This window comes from Bacillus sp. AFS041924, from assembly GCF_002577195.1.
In the GTDB taxonomy this organism is placed as follows: Bacteria; Bacillota; Bacilli; order Bacillales; family Bacillaceae_G; genus Gottfriedia.
Genome location: NZ_NULG01000040.1, coordinates 32,506 through 49,980 on the forward strand (window position 1 = coordinate 32,506; position 17,475 = coordinate 49,980).

At 32.5% G+C, this 17,475-nt stretch carries 13 protein-coding genes; 8 read left to right on the forward strand and 5 right to left on the reverse strand.

The genetic code is table 11. The features are described from left to right. The first annotated feature begins 32 nt into the window (after positions 1 to 32). Together COC46_RS12750 and COC46_RS12755 are read left to right on the forward strand one after the other, a co-directional pair. Positions 33 to 695 carry a class I SAM-dependent methyltransferase gene (locus tag COC46_RS12750; RefSeq protein ID WP_255294894.1) on the forward strand — a complete coding sequence of 221 codons (663 nt, stop codon included), beginning with the start codon at positions 33 to 35 and terminating at the stop codon, positions 693 to 695. A gap of 198 nt (positions 696 to 893) precedes the next feature. After that, on the forward strand, positions 894 to 1,457 hold the full coding sequence (locus COC46_RS12755; RefSeq protein WP_098810097.1) for a tetratricopeptide repeat protein: 564 nt from the start codon (positions 894 to 896) through the stop codon (positions 1,455 to 1,457). 113 nt (positions 1,458 to 1,570) lie between these two features. On the opposite strand, the gene COC46_RS12760 is transcribed toward COC46_RS12755, so the two are convergent. Continuing rightward, the gene (locus COC46_RS12760) at positions 1,571 to 2,350 is read right to left on the reverse strand and encodes a nitroreductase family protein (RefSeq protein ID WP_098810098.1); all 780 of its coding nucleotides are present in this window, start codon (positions 2,348 to 2,350) and stop codon (positions 1,571 to 1,573) included. A gap of 372 nt (positions 2,351 to 2,722) precedes the next feature. Next, positions 2,723 to 4,270 (reverse strand): bifunctional GNAT family N-acetyltransferase/carbon-nitrogen hydrolase family protein, encoded by a 1,548-nt coding sequence (locus COC46_RS12765; RefSeq protein WP_098810099.1) that lies wholly within the window; start codon positions 4,268 to 4,270, stop codon positions 2,723 to 2,725. A gap of 685 nt (positions 4,271 to 4,955) precedes the next feature. On the opposite strand from COC46_RS12765, the gene COC46_RS12770 reads away from it, so the two are divergent. Together COC46_RS12770 and COC46_RS12775 are read left to right on the forward strand one after the other, a co-directional pair. Further along, a complete protein-coding gene (locus COC46_RS12770; protein WP_098810100.1) occupies positions 4,956 to 5,429 on the forward strand; it encodes a MarR family winged helix-turn-helix transcriptional regulator in 474 nt (157 codons plus the stop codon). An 84-nt stretch (positions 5,430 to 5,513) separates the two neighbouring features. Then, positions 5,514 to 6,260 carry an SDR family NAD(P)-dependent oxidoreductase gene (locus COC46_RS12775; protein ID WP_098810101.1) on the forward strand — a complete coding sequence of 249 codons (747 nt, stop codon included), beginning with the start codon at positions 5,514 to 5,516 and terminating at the stop codon, positions 6,258 to 6,260. Between the two features lie 36 nt (positions 6,261 to 6,296). On the opposite strand, the gene COC46_RS12780 is transcribed toward COC46_RS12775, so the two are convergent. Beyond that, positions 6,297 to 7,406, reverse strand: a complete 1,110-nt coding sequence (locus COC46_RS12780; RefSeq protein WP_098810102.1) for an AbrB family transcriptional regulator — start codon at positions 7,404 to 7,406, stop codon at positions 6,297 to 6,299. A 249-nt stretch (positions 7,407 to 7,655) separates the two neighbouring features. On the opposite strand from COC46_RS12780, the gene gndA reads away from it, so the two are divergent. Continuing rightward, a complete protein-coding gene (gndA, locus tag COC46_RS12785) occupies positions 7,656 to 9,062 on the forward strand; it encodes an NADP-dependent phosphogluconate dehydrogenase (protein WP_098810103.1) in 1,407 nt (468 codons plus the stop codon). Positions 9,063 to 9,141: 79 nt separating this feature from the next. Here the strand turns inward: gndA and zwf are convergent, their stop codons facing one another. After that, entirely contained in the window at positions 9,142 to 10,644 is a 1,503-nt protein-coding gene (zwf, locus tag COC46_RS12790) for a glucose-6-phosphate dehydrogenase (protein WP_098810104.1), read from the reverse strand. Between the two features lie 656 nt (positions 10,645 to 11,300). Between zwf and COC46_RS12795 the strand changes: the two genes are divergently transcribed. Further along, positions 11,301 to 12,557 carry a cation:dicarboxylate symporter family transporter gene (locus COC46_RS12795; RefSeq protein WP_098810105.1) on the forward strand — a complete coding sequence of 419 codons (1,257 nt, stop codon included), beginning with the start codon at positions 11,301 to 11,303 and terminating at the stop codon, positions 12,555 to 12,557. A gap of 202 nt (positions 12,558 to 12,759) precedes the next feature. On the opposite strand, the gene COC46_RS12800 is transcribed toward COC46_RS12795, so the two are convergent. After that, a complete protein-coding gene (locus COC46_RS12800) occupies positions 12,760 to 13,926 on the reverse strand; it encodes a sulfite reductase subunit alpha (protein WP_098810106.1) in 1,167 nt (388 codons plus the stop codon). Positions 13,927 to 14,186: 260 nt separating this feature from the next. On the opposite strand from COC46_RS12800, the gene COC46_RS12805 reads away from it, so the two are divergent. Both COC46_RS12805 and COC46_RS12810 read left to right on the forward strand, forming a co-directional pair. Further along, positions 14,187 to 15,461 (forward strand): MFS transporter, encoded by a 1,275-nt coding sequence (locus tag COC46_RS12805; RefSeq protein ID WP_098810107.1) that lies wholly within the window; start codon positions 14,187 to 14,189, stop codon positions 15,459 to 15,461. Positions 15,462 to 15,718: 257 nt separating this feature from the next. Beyond that, complete coding sequence (locus COC46_RS12810) at positions 15,719 to 17,362, forward strand: AMP-binding protein (protein WP_098810108.1); 1,644 nt, start codon at positions 15,719 to 15,721, stop codon at positions 17,360 to 17,362. Positions 17,363 to 17,475 lie beyond the last annotated feature (113 nt).

A 17,475-nucleotide genomic window follows, 5' to 3' on the forward strand; every position in this document is an offset into this window, starting at 1 on the left:
TGAGATAAAAAGGAGATTAGGTGAATCGTATGATGAAAAATATGCGGAAGAAAAAAGATGTTGGAATTTACGGCCGAACAGCAAAATGGTATGACAAAAATTCACGAAGAAGTCGTATGACTCAAATGCAAGAATATGCTTACGAAATTAATACTTTAGTTGAAGCTGGGGCAAGGATTTTAGAAGTAGCTCCTGGACCGGGATATTTGTCTATTGAACTTGCAAAAATGGGGTTTGATGTTACAGGAGTAGAGTTAAGTCTAGATTTTGTTAACATTGAAAAAAATAATGCGAAGGAAGCAAATGTCTCAGTTGATTTTAAAGAAGGAAATGCATCAAATTTACCTTGTGGTGATAATACATTTGATTTTATTGTTTGTAGTGCTGCATTCAAGAACTTTAAAGATCCAGTAACAGCACTTTCAGAAATGTACAGAGTATTGAAACCAGGCGGAATGGCTCTAATCATCGATATGAATTTTAATGCGACTTCTGAAGATATAGAAAAAGAAATACGAAAAACAGAAATGAAAGGATTTGATAAGTATTTTGTAAAATTTGCATTTAAAACCTTCCTGAAAAAGGGGGCTTATACAAAGGGAAATTTTGAAATGTTTATAAATGACACGGATTTTAAGAATTATACTATTAAACAAGATGGTATCAGTTTATTTGTATATCTTTATAAAAAATAGAATGGTAGTTGCTAAGAAGGTAATGTGCTAAACCAATTAATTTTATAAAAAAGGATAGAATTAAACCTTGGAGTATTCAAATGTTTTACTTTTCAATTTTGAGTTAGTTAATAATCTATTATAATATTTTTAAATTATTCATTTTAAACCTTAGATTGGTATAATAAATGTACATAATCTAAGAAAGTTGGTACCTTATTGAGAAAATATTTTCTATATTTATTATATTTTAAGCTCGCGTGGGATCTTATTCAAATTGCTTATCGTAATTGGGGAAATTTTGAAACTCAATCACTAGTTTATGATATTGGCAGAATAGTTATCGATTTATTTATTATAGTGATTTTACTGAAAGCAAACAGACGAAAAAAAACATTAACAAAATTTGAGCATTTCTATAGTGAAGCATTTAATTGTGATGAAAGAAAAGAATATGAAAAAGCACTTCAAATAAGACAAGAAGGTCTGAAGTTACTATCATTAAATGATTTACAACGTGCAGAATTACATGTGGGAAATGGCGGAACATACTATTATTTAAATGATTATAAAAATGCAACGATCTGCTTTGACCAAGCGTTTGAACTAGTTAAACAAGAAAAGATTCCATATGATGAAAAATATAAAGAAATTATTGAATGCTACGTAAAAGCGAATCGAAAAGAAGATGCGATAAGATTAGTTAAAGAATTATTAAATAGACAATCCTATAATAAAAAATTCAAAAGGTTACAGCCTTTAAAGGATAGATTATTGTCTTAAATTAACTATGCAATTTACGGAGTTTAGTAATATAAAGGTAATAAATAGACTACTATATTTTAATAATGAAAAAGTCGATTCCAACAATCTGGAAATCGACCATTTTGTAAAGATTATTTATTATTCATAAAGTTCTGTTTCTCTAAATAATCAAGAACAGTTTGAGAATATTCGTGATGAGATTCTTGTGTATACTTTGCAATCGTATAAATTTGGGCAAGATTCTTAAGGCCTAGTCGTTCCGTCATTTCTTTTAGCTTTGGAACGTCCATGTAACGTTGCCAACCTTTTTGATCTCTTTCTTTATAAATTTCAAGAATTTCTTCATCTGTATAATCTTTATATTGTTCATAATGTACTAGACCATGCCTTGGAAGGCGGTCACGTAATGCAGGGTTTTCTTTAGGATAGCCTAATGAATAGCCTACAATTGGTACGACATTTGGTGGTAAGTTAAGGATTTCTCCAATTTGATTACAATTTGCAAGTGTAGAGCCCATGTAACAAATACCTAGTCCAGCATTCTCAGCTGCTAAAGCACAGTTTTGAGATGCTAAAGTAGCATCAATCGCACCGATCATAAAGCTCATGAAATTATCAAAATGTACAGGAGCATCATTCAGTGTAAGCCATTTTCTCATTCGGTTAAAATCTGTACAGAAAGTTAAAAGAATTGGTGCATCAACAACCATTGATTGTTCCATATGTGCACTATATAATTTCTTTCTAATTTCCTTGTCTTTTGTGACAATGATGGAATAAGATTGCATATTGCCACTTGATGAGGCACGAATACCCGCATCTAATATTTGATCTAAAATCTCTTGACTTACTTCCTTGTCTTCATATTCTCGTATTGACCTGTGACCATGTAAAACATCAGTAAATTCCAAAACAATCACTCCTCATATCCAATAGTTTTCAATAGAAATAATAGGAAATGCACAAAATTTCGACACGGAATTTTCAATTCGTAATTATTTCTGAATAATCAAATTATAAAGTAAAAAACCATTATCGTACACAAATTTGTGCGATTTATTCATTTTTAGGAAAAATTACTTACGTCAATATTTTATTAAAATAGCAAGTGCATAAAAAATGTCTAAATATGTCAAAACCCGGTGATGAAAAAAATATAAGATGTTTCAAAGGGTGATTATTGCTGGTAGTAGTAAAAATAAGCACAATAAAGCTCAGTCCAATCAGTAGACTGAGCTTTATTGTGATAACGTTTAAATTATGTCACTTATCAATTAATTTATTTATTCTAACTTTAAATCTTTAAATTCAATTCGATACAGATCACGTCGGCGATCTCGTAATTGTCGGACAGAACCAGTATTTCGTGATCGTCTTAATTTTTCGAGGTCAACATCTCCAACAACTACAGTATCAACATTCGCATCACATTCACCGACAATTCCATCTCTTGCAAACCCAAAATCTGAAGGGGAGAAGATACCTGATTGTGCATATTGAATATCCATGTTCTCAACATGTGTTAAGTTACCTACTGTCCCTGCGATACAAGTATATACTTGGTTCTCGATTGCTCTTGCTTGAGCACAATAACGAACACGGAGATAACCTTGGCGATCATCAGTACAAAACGGAACGAAAATAATGTTCGCTCCTTGATCCACAGCAATTCGAGCAAGCTCTGGAAACTCAATATCATAGCAAATTTGAATCGCTATCTTTCCACAATCCGTGTCAAACACATGTATTTCATTTCCTTCTGAAATTCCCCACCATTTCCGCTCATTTGGTGTTGCGTGGATTTTTAATTGCTTCTCAATTGTACCATCTCTTCTAAATAGATAGGCAACATTATAGATATTACAATCTTCCTCAACGAAATGAGATCCTCCAACAATATTGACATTGTAACGAACAGCAAGTTCAGTAAAAAGTTCGATATATTGTTCTGTATAAGTTGCAAGTCTACGAACAGCTTGATCAGGTCGTTTTTCTTCGAGAAATGACATCAATTGTGTTGTAAATAGTTCTGGAAAAACAGCAAAATCCGAACCAAAATCAGCAGCAACGTCAACATAATACTCGATTTGCTTCGTAAAATCTGAAAACGAATCAATCTTTTTCATCATGTATTGAATTGCGCAAATTCTAACTGGGAATGATGCACGATAAACTCTCTTCGACTTTGGAAGATAGTCAATATTACTCCATTCCATCAAAGTGGCAAATGAATCAGATGCTTTATCATCTGGAAGGTAACGTGTATTAATCCGTTTAATGGTAAAACCTTCCATTAGTTGGAATGACAAAACTGGGTCATAAATACTATGTTTCTCGACTGCTGCAACATACTCACGTGGTGACATTTCATCTCTATGTTTATGATAATTTGGAATTCGGCCACCGATGATAATGCTTTGAAGATTTAATTGTCGAGCTAGTTCCTTCCTAGCTTCGTAAAGACGATGTCCAATCTTCATGCGACGGTATTCTGGATCGACCATTACTTCAATTCCATATAAATTAAATCCATTAGGGTCATGGTTCGTAATATAACCATTATCTGTTATGACGTTCCAAGTGTGCTGATCATCATATTCGTCAAAATCAACCATTAAACTGGAGCAAGAACCAATAATTTTATCCTCATACTCTACACAAAACTGGCCCTCAGGAAAAATTCGAATATGACTTTCTAATTGCTCCCGTTTCCAGCCCTCCATGCCAGGAAAACAGCGGGCAGATAACCTCATGATTTCATTAATATCTTCCAACCGTATATTTCGAACTTCAATTTTTTTCTCATATTTCGACATATCTGTCTCTGACATATTCTCACGTCCTAAATTTAAATAACTCACATACAGTTCCATAAAACTTTCTATGGATTAAAATTTACACAATTAGGATACCCATAAATTACCTTTTCACTATGGTGGTAATTCGAGTTTTATATTAATATTTCAACTAATTGCTGAAATTGTAATTTTATAAGTTTTGATTTCTGTATGTGTACAAAAAGTGGGAATTATTTTATGAAATATCTTGATTTCCTTAGTAAACAACTTTGGTATAGTGGACATTATGAGTTATCAATAGAAAATAATCCTTATGGAGATGACAGAAGGATAAATGACGCTATTACTGAATTGGATAAGTATAGAGTTTGAAGTTTGTGGGTACTATTTTTTCTCGAGCTTTTAATACCTGCTGACTATTATGTTGCGTGGTTTGCAAAGTGGATTTAATGCTAATTAATATATCATTTAACCAAATGTTTTTATAGAAAAACTTTGTGATCACCCAACGTTTTTTTATATTTTTTAAAATATAAAAGTATAGACTATTTGAAACTGGCTAATCCGAAAAAAACTACCAAATAATAATATTATGTAAACTAAATCCGAATACAACTAACTAGCATACTATGAAAACCAACATTCGGACATTGACTACTTCCAATAAATACTTTAAAATTATCTTCAATTCAAGATAATTGAAAGGTGTTGAAATGAAATGAATAATAATGAAATTTCAACTAATTCGCTTAGGTTATACTCAGAAATTTGTAAGGCAAATCGAATGTTAACTGATGCTTCAATTAATAATATAAATTGTTTTGGTTTGAATTTAACTGAATTTGCAGTTTTAGAATTGTTATACCAAAAAGGTGATTTGCCGATACAACAAATTGGAAAAAGAATATTAATTTCAAGCGGAAATATGACTTATGTTTTAGATAAATTAGAGGCAAGACATTATATTAAACGATTACATTGTCCTAAAGATCGAAGAGTAATCTATGCAGTATTAACTGAAGAGGGTAAGCGTGTAATTAGTTCCATTTTTCCAGTTCACAAAGAAATGATACATGAATTATTTGCACAACTAAATTCAGTTGAAAAGGATATGTTGATTTATTTATTAAAAAAGGTTGGATTAAATGAGAATAAATCTCAATGTAGAGATAACTTGATTCGAAACAAATAGATGTTAAAAGCTTTCAACTTGAGGGCTTTTTTTGTTAAGGTAGGAAATAATATAAATATTTAGAAGTTAAAGAGGTATGAGCAAATGGAAGAAAAGTTTAAAGACAAATCAATTATCATTACAGGTGGTGCGAATGGAATTGGCGAGGGTATTGCAATTGCTTTTGGAAGATTAGGAGCAATGATCTTTATAGCAGACGTTAATGAACAAAAAGGGAATAAGGTAGTACAGAAAATTAAGGAAAACGGCGGAAAAGCAATATTCTTTAAAACGGATGTTAGTAAAGAGGAAGACATCATCCTTCTAATTAACTCTGTAATCGATCAATCAGGTAAACTTGATATTTTAATTAATAATGCAGGAATTTCTGTTTTTAAGCCATTTTTGAGCTTATCTATAGATGAATGGGAGAGAGTAATCAACACAAACTTGAGAAGTGTTTTTATCTCGTCAAGAGAAGCTGCCAAAGTGATGAAAAATGGTGGAAGAATAATCAATATGGCATCAACTAGAGCCATTATGTCAGAGCCCAATTCAGAAGCTTATGCAGCTTCTAAGGGCGGTATAGTGTCAATTACTCATTCATTAGCTGCATCACTACAGACAAATGGTATAACTGTAAACTGTATTAGCCCTGGATGGATTCAAGTTGATGATTATGACGAATTAAAAAAAACGGACCATCTTCAGCATTGGTCAAATCGAGTAGGCAAGCCTGAAGATATAGCTAGAGCATGTATCTTTTTAGCAGACCCAGACAATAACTTCATTAATGGAGAAAATATGATCATAGATGGCGGCATGACAAGAAAGATGATCTATGAAGAGTAGAAAAAGCAAGGAAAGTTAATGTTCCTTGCTTTTTTATTATTCATTACTTATTCGTTTAAGCTTACTTTCTTGTATTCTCGCCCTAAATATATATCTTAATAAATAAGGTACAACAATAAAGATAAAGAGTGTTCTAAATAGTTGGTAGCACATAATGACAGTTATATCTGCGTCTACTTCTTTTGCAATCAGTGCCATTTGATCCATACCGCCCGGTGCTAGACCAAGCAGTGCAGTTAGAGGATCAATGGAGTGAATATGTGTTAAAAATATGCTCGATAAAAGCGAAAATGCTAATAGAATAATGCCACTTAAAATTGATACTAAAACAATTTTTAATTTATTAGTTAACTTTTCTGGATTCAATAATAGACCTATATAACTACCCATCATTAGCTGAGAGCCATCTAAAATAACAGATGGCAATGCAGGTCCATGTAGTCCAGATAAATTGAGAATAATTGAAGCGACCATGGGACCTAACAATAAAGCAGTTGGAAAATTTATTTTCTTCCCTAATAGTCCAAGGAGCGTACATGCAATTGCATAAATAATAATATTTGGAAACAAGCCATGCCAACTTGCAGAAGAGTGTTGAATAGCTTCTGATATTGAATTTTTATGTATATCAAAAAATGGACTGAAAATGAATAGTGGAATCATAAAAATAATCATCATGAGCCTAGAAATTTGTAAGAACGTGACAATTGTAAAGTCAACATCTTTAATTTCTTCGGCAAGAGCAATCATTTGACTTAAGCCCCCGGGAATACTACCTAATAAAACGGTTGGATAATGAATTTTAAATAGTTTTGAAATGATAATTGAAATTGTAATTGTAAATAAAATCAATAAAAAGGTCATTAAAATCATAGAAGGTAGTTGATGTCCGATTTGAATGAAGGTTGAAGCAGTAAATGATAGTCCAATCGTGTAGCCGATTATGATCATTGCTGCATCACGAATTTTATTTGGCCAATATAGTTTGATACCATTTATTTTAGAAAATATGAGGACAAAAAACATTGGACCAAGAAGCCAAGGGATTGGTAGTTTAATGAATTGAAATAAATAACCTCCAATAATTGCAATGATTAAAGTGAGGAAAAGTTGAATCCATTTATTATTGTAAAAATGTATTGCCATAATTTCACATCTTTTCAAATTATAAAATTTTAATGAACAATTAATGTTTACATTTATTCAACACGTCTAGTATGTTAATATCATTATTGACCTTAAGTTTATGGTATGCAAGGATTTTGCTCGGTTGGTCGCAATCTAATGATTTAACAGGATAGCAAAACTAATCGAAGGATATATTAAAGATAGTAAATATTTTACAATTTTTAATTAGAAAACCCTGCAAATTTTAATTAGAAAGGACTAATTGAATTGGCTAAACAACAAATAGGCGTAATTGGATTGGCAGTTATGGGAAAAAACCTAGCTTTAAATATTGAAAGTAGAGGTTTTTCAATTTCTGTCTATAACCGATCAGTTGAAAAAACAGAAGAATTTTTAAAAGAAGCAGAGGGTAAAAATGTAGTTGGAACGTTTTCTATTGAAGAATTCGTACATTCTCTTGAAACACCGAGAAAAATATTAATCATGGTAAAAGCAGGTGCTCCAACTGACTCAACAATTGAAATGTTATTACCTCATCTTGATAAAGGTGATATTTTAATTGATGGTGGAAATACATACTATAAAGATACTCAAAGACGTAATAAAATGTTATCTGACTCAGGCATTCATTTTATTGGAACAGGTGTTTCAGGTGGAGAAGAGGGCGCATTAAAAGGACCTTCCATTATGCCTGGTGGACAAAAGGAAGCATTTGAATTAGTAAAACCGATTTTTGAAGCTATTTCAGCAAAAGTAAACAATGAACCTTGTACGACATATATTGGCCCAGATGGTGCTGGTCACTACGTAAAAATGGTTCATAATGGTATTGAATACGGTGATATGCAATTAATCTCAGAAGCTTACTTTTTATTAAAAAATGTACTTGGCTTAAGTGCTGATGAATTCCATCAAGTATTTAGTGAGTGGAATAAGGGTGAGCTTGATAGTTATTTAATAGAAATAACAGCTGATATCTTTACAAAAACTGACGATGAAACAGGGAAACCACTTGTAGATGTTATTTTAGATAAAGCAGGGCAAAAAGGTACTGGGAAATGGACAAGTCAAAGTACACTAGATTTAGGTGTACCAACGTCCATTATTACTGAATCTGTATTTGCAAGATTCATCTCTGCTATGAAGGATGAGAGAGTAAAAGCAAGTAAATTATTATCTGGTCCGTCAACTAGCTCATATACTGGAAATAAAGAACAACTGATTGAAGATGTCCGTAAAGCACTTTATATGAGTAAAATTTGTTCTTATGCTCAAGGTTTTGCACAATTAAGAGCTGCATCTGATGAGTATAATTGGGATTTAAAATACGGAGAGATCGCCATGATTTTCAGAGGCGGATGTATTATTCGTGCGGCATTCTTACAAAAAATTAAAGAAGCATATGATCTTGATACGAATCTTTCTAACTTATTACTTGATCCTTATTTCAAAGAAATCGTAGAGAGTTATCAAGGCGCATTACGTAAAATTAGCGTTGTAGCCATTGAGGCTGGTGTACCAATTCCATGTTTCTCAGCTGCATTAGCATATTATGATAGCTATCGTACTGAAACACTTCCAGCTAACTTAATTCAAGCTCAAAGAGACTATTTTGGTGCGCATACTTATGAACGTACTGATAAAGAAGGAAAATTCCACACTCAGTGGACTTAATTTTAAATTTTATTTTGTTCATGAACTAAAAAAGTTACCCCCTCTACATTAAGAGGGGGTAACTTTTTTATCTTTAATTTCATTCTTTGTGTTCATTTAATCGATCAGTAACAGGCCACCACTTATGACCGTCAACAGTCAATAAAGTATCAGCTTCATTAGGTCCCATTGAACCAGAAGTATATGTTGTAAGTGGTGCTAAATTTTGGTTCCAAGCTTTAGAGATAACATCTACAAAGCTCCAAGAGTATTTTACTTCATCCCAATGAGTAAAGTTTGTTCCATCACCTAACATACAATCATAAATTAATCGCTCGTATGCTTCAGGTGTATTTACACAATCAACACAATTATTATTAAATGTTAATTGAATTGGTTTTGTGTATCCTTCAGATCCAGATCTTTTTGCATTTAATTGTAATGTAATGCCTTCATCTGGTTGAATATGTATAATCAATAAATTTGGTGACATTGGTTCTTTTGTATTGTAGTAAAGGTTCATTGGTATATCTGAGAATTGTACAATAATCTTCGTAGATTTAGTGGCCATTCGTTTTCCTGTTCGAATATAGAATGGAACACCTGCCCATCTAAAGTTGTCGATATAAAGTTTTCCTGCAACAAATGTTTCAGTTTGTGAATTTGGATCAACATTGCTCTCTTTTCTATATGCAGGTACTTCTTCATCGTTGATTACACCAGCATCATATTGTCCACGAACAAAATAATCTTTCACTTCGTTTTCTTCAATTTTTCGAAGAGCCTTAAATACTTTAACTTTTTCACTACGAATTTCTTCAGTTGTTAATTTAATTGGAGGCTCCATAGCAAGTAAAGCTGCTACTTGAAGCATATGATTTTGAACCATATCTTTTAAAGCACCAGAATTCTCGTAATATTTTCCACGATCTTCAACACCAAGAATTTCACTTGAAGTAATTTGGATATTTGAAATAAATCGATTATTCCAAAGCGGTTCAAACATTGCATTCGCAAAACGGATTACCTCAATATTTTGAACCATTTCTTTACCTAAATAGTGGTCAATACGGTAGATTTGATCTTCTGAAAATGCTTCACGAATTTCATCATTTAATTCCATAGCACTTGGTAAATCATGTCCAAAAGGTTTTTCAATAACGATTCGACTCCAACCTTCTGTATCAGCTAAACCGTTTTGTTTTAATTGTTTAGCAATTGTACCGAAAAATTCAGGCGCCATTGCTAAAAAGAAAATTCGGTTACCAGGAATTACATAGTGGTTATCCAAGTTAGTTAATAAATTTCCTAATTCAATGTAAGAAGATGCTTCTAATACTTCAAATTGATGGTAATAAAAATGAGATAAAAAACGTTCAATTTCTTCTTCTGATGAAGCAATTGATTGAATCGATTTTTTTACGGTCTCACGAAATTCTTCATTTGACCATGGTCTTCTACCGACACCGACTACTGCAAAGCCCTCATCAATTTTTTGACTTAAAAATAATCTATATATTGAAATAAAAAGCTTTCTTTTTGCTAAATCTCCTGTGGCTCCAAAAATGACTATGACTGCTTTGGGGTTTACTTTAGTTTTCAATGAAATATACCTCACTTTTTAAACATAAAATTACTAACTTATTTTAGTAATAATCAAAGCCGATTATACAATTTATGTAAAATCGCTTTCAAAAAATAACAAATTGAAAGCATTTTCATCAATTATTAAAAAATAAATTACTTTACCAAATTATTCATCTTATATCATAAACAAAACGAACAGATTCGTAAACAGAAGTCTTTATAAAATTTAACATTTTTCTTCAATTTTCTTAAAAAACAAAGGGGTTTTAAATGAATTAGAAAAATACTTCTTTATACTTAATTAAACAGCTAGATTTCTGTAATTATTTGGTTGAAAATTAAAAAATAATTAGAAAGAACTAATAAGGATTTGTCAAAATCTCAGTTTTTTAGTAGAATTGTAATATATTTTACTAGACGTTTGGAAAATATAGTAAAATTGAAATCGTAATGATTTCTGTTATACTGTTATTTATAACTTTTTTTGATTGTAAATTCTGAATATAATCAAAAAACAAATTAGTCAAAGATGGGTAATTTATAAGGGTTCCATCGACAACTTAATAAGCCAAGTAGAGCTTAAAACCATTTAAAAAAAACAATTTAAATGGTTTCTTATTTTGTAAATTCAATTACACTTGGCAAAATTCTACTACAAGGGGGACTTTTATTATGAAAAAAATTGGCTTAGCTTGGCAAATACTAATTGGTCTAGTAATCGGGATCATAGTAGGTGCAATTTTTTATGGTAATCCAAAGGTTGCAGATTATTTACAACCAATTGGAGACATCTTTTTAAGACTGATTAAAATGATCGTAATTCCAATTGTTGTTTCAAGTATCATTGTTGGTGTTGCTAGTGTAGGTGACACAAAAAAGCTTGGACGCTTAGGCGGAAAAACAATCCTTTACTTTGAGATTATCACGACAGTCGCGATTTTAATTGGTTTATTAGTAGCGAATATCGTTAAACCAGGCGCTGGTGTAGATATGAGTATTCTTCAAAAAACTGATATAAATACTTATGTTGAAACAGCAAAGGAAGTAAAAAGCCATGGATTTGCTGATACATTCGTTAATATCGTGCCACCAAATATTTTTTCAGCTTTTGTTGAAGGGAATATGTTAGCAATTATCTTCTTCTCAGTGCTATTCGGTCTTGGTATTACAGCAGTAGGAGAAAGAGGAAAGCCAGTATTAGCATTTTTCCAAGGAACAGCTGATACAATGTTTTACATTACAAATCAAATTATGAAGTTTGCTCCATTTGGTGTATTTGCATTAATTGGTGTAACAGTTTCAAAATTTGGACTAGAATCTTTAATTCCATTAGGAAAATTAGTCATAACTGTCTATATAACAATGGCATTATTTATTGTTGTAGTATTAGGTTTAGTTGCCAAGATGGTAGGCGTTAATATTTTTAAATTTATTAAATTAATTAAAGATGAGCTGATCTTAGCATACTCAACAGCAAGTTCTGAAACAGTTTTACCTAAAATTATGGAAAAAGTTGAAAAATTTGGTGTACCTAGATCAATTTCTTCTTTCGTAATTCCAACGGGTTACTCATTTAATCTTGATGGATCAACTTTATACCAAGCATTAGCTGCAATTTTTATTGCTCAAATGTACGGTATTGATTTAACAATCACAGATCAAATTTCTCTAATGCTAGTGTTAATGGTTACTTCAAAAGGGATCGCAGGAGTACCTGGCGTATCGTTTGTTGTTTTATTAGCAACATTAGGAACTGTAGGCATTCCAGTTGAAGGTTTAGCATTTATTGCAGGTATCGACCGTATTCTAGATATGGCTAGAACTGCAGTGAACGTTGTTGGTAACTCTTTGGCAGCAGTAGTAATTGCTAAATGGGAACGTGCGTTTAAGCCACAAGTGGTAGAGAATGATAATAACATTGCGATGTAAGTTATAAGTAATAGAATGAAAAGAAGAAGCTGACTGCTTCTTCTTTTTTTTAGAGAAATTCTATGAAAGTCGAGGCATACCTGTTCATTAACATAAAACATTTTCATTCAAACATTCATGATCACTTTACATGATTCAAACCAAAAAAGANNTCTTTTTTGGTTTGAATCATTATTCATGAATAGATAATGCTAAAAAATTATTAATACACATCACGTAAATAACGCCCTTGCTTCTGCATATCTTTAAGATAAGCTTCAGCTTCGTCGCGAGACAACGTACCTTCTTTTTCGATAATGGTAATAAGCGCTTCATTGACGTCTTTCGCCATATATTCCTTATCACCACAAACGTAGAAATATGCGCCTTTTTCGATCCATTCGAATAATTCTTTGCTGTTTTCCAGCATTTTATGCTGCACATAAACTTTTTGATCTGTATCACGAGAGAATGCAGCATCAAGTTTAGTTAATACTCCGTCTTTTTGATATTTTTCCAGCTCACTTTGATAAAGGAAATCTGATGATTCATGCTGGTCACCAAAAAATAACCATGAACGGCCATTAACTTTATTGACTGCACGTTCCTGGATGAAAGAACGGAATGGTGCAATACCAGTCCCAGGTCCTACCATTATAATATCTTTGTCTCCAGACTCCGGTAAATGGAAGTGTTTATTTGCTTGAACATAGACTGGGAGAGTATCTCCTTCTTTAACACGCTCTGAACATAAAACTGAACAAACACCTTTACGATCGCGTCCGTGCGCAGTGTAGCGTACAGCACCGATCGTTAGATGAACTTCATCTGGATTTGCAGCAATACTGCTTGCAATTGAATACAGACGAGGAGTCATTTTTCTTAATATTGAAACGATCTCTTGAGCAGAAGCTTTCCATGGACCAAAATCACGTAACATATCAAGCAAATCTCGGCCATAGCAATATTCCTTAAGCTGATTTGTATTTTCAACCAACAAAAGTTTTTGAAGTTCTTCGTTTTCTGTGAACACAGCTGCCTGTTGTAAAATCTTCTTCGACAATAATGTAATTTCAAAGTAATTTGTAAGCGCTTCTTTTATAGATAGTGTTTCATCCTGCTTACCAACAGTTACAGTTGCATCTTCTTCCCATTTCATTTCATTTATAATAAGATCCACAAGTTCTGGATCATTCGATGGGACCACACCAAGTGCATAACCTGGTTCATAAGTAAGCCCTGACCCTTTTAAAGATAACTCAATATGCCTTGTTTCCTTGTTTGAGCCTGTTCCATTTAAATTAATATTTTTTAGAACCTTCGCTTGAAATGGATTGGTCCTTGAAAATGGGGGTGTCGCATTTTTAGTATCGTTTAAAGTAGATTTCATTTCTCTTAACCTCCAAGGATTGGTATATAACTAAGATAACATACAAATGGGAATTTATGTATTAGAATCTAGGTCTTTTTTACGTTTGTCATCTATTTTTTAAAAGCAATGTGTACAGATATACAGACCAAAGGGTTCATATTGTCTATTGAAAATTTTTATATAATTAAATGTGGAGGAAAATTAAACTATCAGTAGTATTTAATCAATAAGCCTATTTTATAATACAGCAGTTACTAATCATTGGGAGGAAAAAACTCATGAAGAGTTTTACGAAGGAAGAAAATAGTTGGATGTTCTATGATTGGGCTAATTCAGCTTATTCAATTATTATTAGCACTGCCGTATTCCCACTTTTTTATAAGGCTTCAGCCTCAAAAGCAGGAATAAGTTCTTCTGATTCGACTGCTTATTTAGGTTATGCGATTGCAATTTCTACATTTATATTAGCCATGTTGGGTCCAGTTCTTGGGACAATTGCCGACTACAAAGGATTTAAAAAGATCTTTTTTGCTTTCTTTGTTACTCTCGGGGTTTCTTTTACGGCACTAATTACTATTATCCCAAATGATAACTGGCTTTTACTATTGATATGTTATACGATCACTGCGATTGGATTTAGTGGCGCGAACGTATTTTATGACGCATTTTTAGTAGATATAACTTCAGAAAATCGAATGAATAAAGTTTCCGCTCGAGGTTTTAGTTTAGGCTATATTGGTAGTACAATTCCATTTATCATTAGTATTGCTATCATCGTATTAGCACAAAAAGAGATTCTTTCAATTTCAACAACTCTCGCTAGTCGAATTGCCTTTCTCATTACAGCAGTATGGTGGGGCATTTTTGCAATTCCTTTGTTACGAAACGTTCGTCAAAATTATTTTATTGAACCTGAAAAAAATCCTTTATTAAATAGCTTTAAGAGGCTTGGAAAAACACTAAAAAATATTCGTCAATATCGTGCTTTATTTTTATTTTTAATTGCATATTTCTTCTATATTGATGGCGTTGGAACAATCATTACGATGTCAACCGCTTATGGAACCGACCTTGGAATTAGCTCAACAAATCTATTAATTATTTTATTTGTTACGCAGGTAGTTGCTGCTCCATTTGCAATTATTTATGGTAAGCTCGCAGATAAGTTTACGGGTAAAATTATGCTTTATGTAGGAATCATTATTTATATGTTTGTTTGTATATATGCTTATTTTTTAAACTCCACTTTAGACTTTTGGATATTGGCCATGCTTGTTGCTACATCTCAAGGTGGAATTCAAGCTCTAAGTCGATCGTATTACGCAAAACTTGTTCCTAAAGAAAAATCAAATGAGTTTTTTGGCTTCTATAATATTTTCGGGAAATTTGCCTCGATTATGGGACCACTAATCGTCGGCTTGACAGCACAAATTTCAGGTCGTTCTAATATGGGGGTATTTAGCCTAATTATTCTATTTGTTATTGGTATTCTCTTTTTAACTCGTGTATCTGAACCTGAAAAAGCAGAAGTTTCGAATACCACAACTTATTAAAAAAGATAGAGTGTGCAAAACAAAACACCCTTTTGAATTTGCTATTCAGAAATGAATTTTATGTTAAGTAGAAAGGACTCCGGTTAAAATCGGAGTCCTTTTCTTTTTCATGCAAAAAAATGAATTAAATAAAGAGTGAGATTAATAATCAGAATTTTTAAAGGGAAAAAACTAAAAATATAGAATATTCTTATTTGTGTTTAGTTTTCTATTTAATTACTCGTCCTTGCTAAAGGAGACAAATTAAGGAGGATCAGATGACAAATTTACTAAATATTACAATAGGGAAACTATTAGAAGAAAAAGCTAAATTACATCCTGTTCACGAGGCTGTTGTCTATGCAGATAGAGGTTTAAGGATGAATTATGAGCAATTCGAAAACCACTGTAGAGAAGTAGCAAAAGGTTTAATGAGTCTTAGAATTCAAAAAGGAGATCATATTGCAATTTGGTCTTCTAATACTCCTGAATGGCTAACAGCACAGTTTGCTACTGGTAAAATGGGTGGCATACTTGTTACGGTGAATACCAACTATCGCACAGCTGAGCTAGAATATTTGTTAAAACAGTCTGATTCAACTACGATTATTTTAATGGATCAGTATAAGGATTCATCATATATTGAAATGCTATATGAAATCATACCAGAATTAAAGGATTCTATACCTGGTGAACTACATAGTAGTCGATTACCATTTTTACGTAATGTTATCGTACTGGGTGATAAAAAGTATCCTGGAACTTTTTCATGGAATGAACTTGTTTCTATGGCGAGAAATACATCGGACTTAGAGTTAGATAAAAGAATGGAATCAATGAGTCCAAATGATGTTATAAATATGCAATATACTTCTGGAACGACTGGTTTCCCTAAAGGTGTTATGTTAACACATTCAAATATCGTTAATAATGGGTTTAATATTGCGAATTGCATGGAATTAACAAAGGATGATCGTCTATGTATTCCTGTTCCATTCTTCCATTGCTTTGGTTGTGTTTTAGGGACAATGGCTTGTATGACCGTAGGAGCAACAATGGTGCCAGTTCAAGATTTTAGTCCAAAAAGGGTTCTTCAGACTGTACAAGATGAAAAATGTACTGGACTACATGGGGTTCCGACTATGTTTATCGCTGAATTAAATGATCCGGACTTTTCTAAATACGATTTATCTACTTTACGTACAGGAATTATGGCAGGATCAAACTGTCCAATTGAGGTAATGAAGGCTGTAATTGAAAAAATGGGAATTACAGAGATTACAATCGCATATGGCCAAACAGAGTCTTCACCTGTTATAACTCAAACTCGCACAAATGATCCAATTGAGTTACGAGTTGAATCAGTTGGTAAAGCGTTGCCGAATGTTGAGGTGAAAATTGTTGAGCCAGGTACATCAAAGGAAGTACCAATTGGTGTACAAGGTGAACTTTGTACTAGAGGCTACCATGTTATGAAGGGTTACTACAAAAATGAAGAAGCTACTAAAGCCGCAATTGATGAAGACGGATGGTTACATACTGGAGATTTAGCAATCATGGATGAAAATGGGTATTGTAAAGTTACTGGTAGGCTGAAAGATATGATTATCCGTGGAGGAGAAAATATTTACCCTCGTGAAATTGAAGAATTTTTATATACGCACCCAGATGTGTTAGATGTTCAAGTTGTCGGAGTGCCTGATCAAGTATATGGTGAAGAAGTAATGGCATGGATTATTCCGAAAGAGGGTGTGAAGATTAATTCTGAGGATATCCGTACATACTGCAGGGGGCGAATTTCAAAACATAAAATTCCACGTTATATAGAATTTGTTGAAGCATATCCTATGACTGCCTCAGGAAAAATACAAAAATTCCGACTGCGAGAGCAAGCAGTGGAAAGTGCACAAAAACAAATTTAATAATTGAATTCATAAACGAAATAGCAAAGTGTGAATAGTAAGCTTTGCTATTTTTTATTAAATGTATTGTAAGGAATATTCAAACAATTAATCTATTATTGTTAAAATGCGGA

What these genes read in the sequence shown, in the direction of transcription:
- COC46_RS12750 (WP_255294894.1), top strand. Translation starts at nt 33, where the DNA reads ATGAAAAATATGCGGAAGAAAAAAGATGTTGGAATTTACGGCCGAACA.
- COC46_RS12765 (WP_098810099.1), bottom strand. Translation starts at nt 4,270, where the DNA reads ATGTCAGAGACAGATATGTCGAAATATGAGAAAAAAATTGAAGTTCGA.
- COC46_RS12770 (WP_098810100.1), top strand. Translation starts at nt 4,956, where the DNA reads ATGAATAATAATGAAATTTCAACTAATTCGCTTAGGTTATACTCAGAA.
- COC46_RS12775 (WP_098810101.1), top strand. Translation starts at nt 5,514, where the DNA reads ATGGAAGAAAAGTTTAAAGACAAATCAATTATCATTACAGGTGGTGCG.
- COC46_RS12780 (WP_098810102.1), bottom strand. Translation starts at nt 7,406, where the DNA reads ATGGCAATACATTTTTACAATAATAAATGGATTCAACTTTTCCTCACT.
- COC46_RS12795 (WP_098810105.1), top strand. Translation starts at nt 11,301, where the DNA reads ATGAAAAAAATTGGCTTAGCTTGGCAAATACTAATTGGTCTAGTAATC.
- COC46_RS12800 (WP_098810106.1), bottom strand. Translation starts at nt 13,926, where the DNA reads ATGAAATCTACTTTAAACGATACTAAAAATGCGACACCCCCATTTTCA.
- COC46_RS12805 (WP_098810107.1), top strand. Translation starts at nt 14,187, where the DNA reads ATGAAGAGTTTTACGAAGGAAGAAAATAGTTGGATGTTCTATGATTGG.
- COC46_RS12810 (WP_098810108.1), top strand. Translation starts at nt 15,719, where the DNA reads ATGACAAATTTACTAAATATTACAATAGGGAAACTATTAGAAGAAAAA.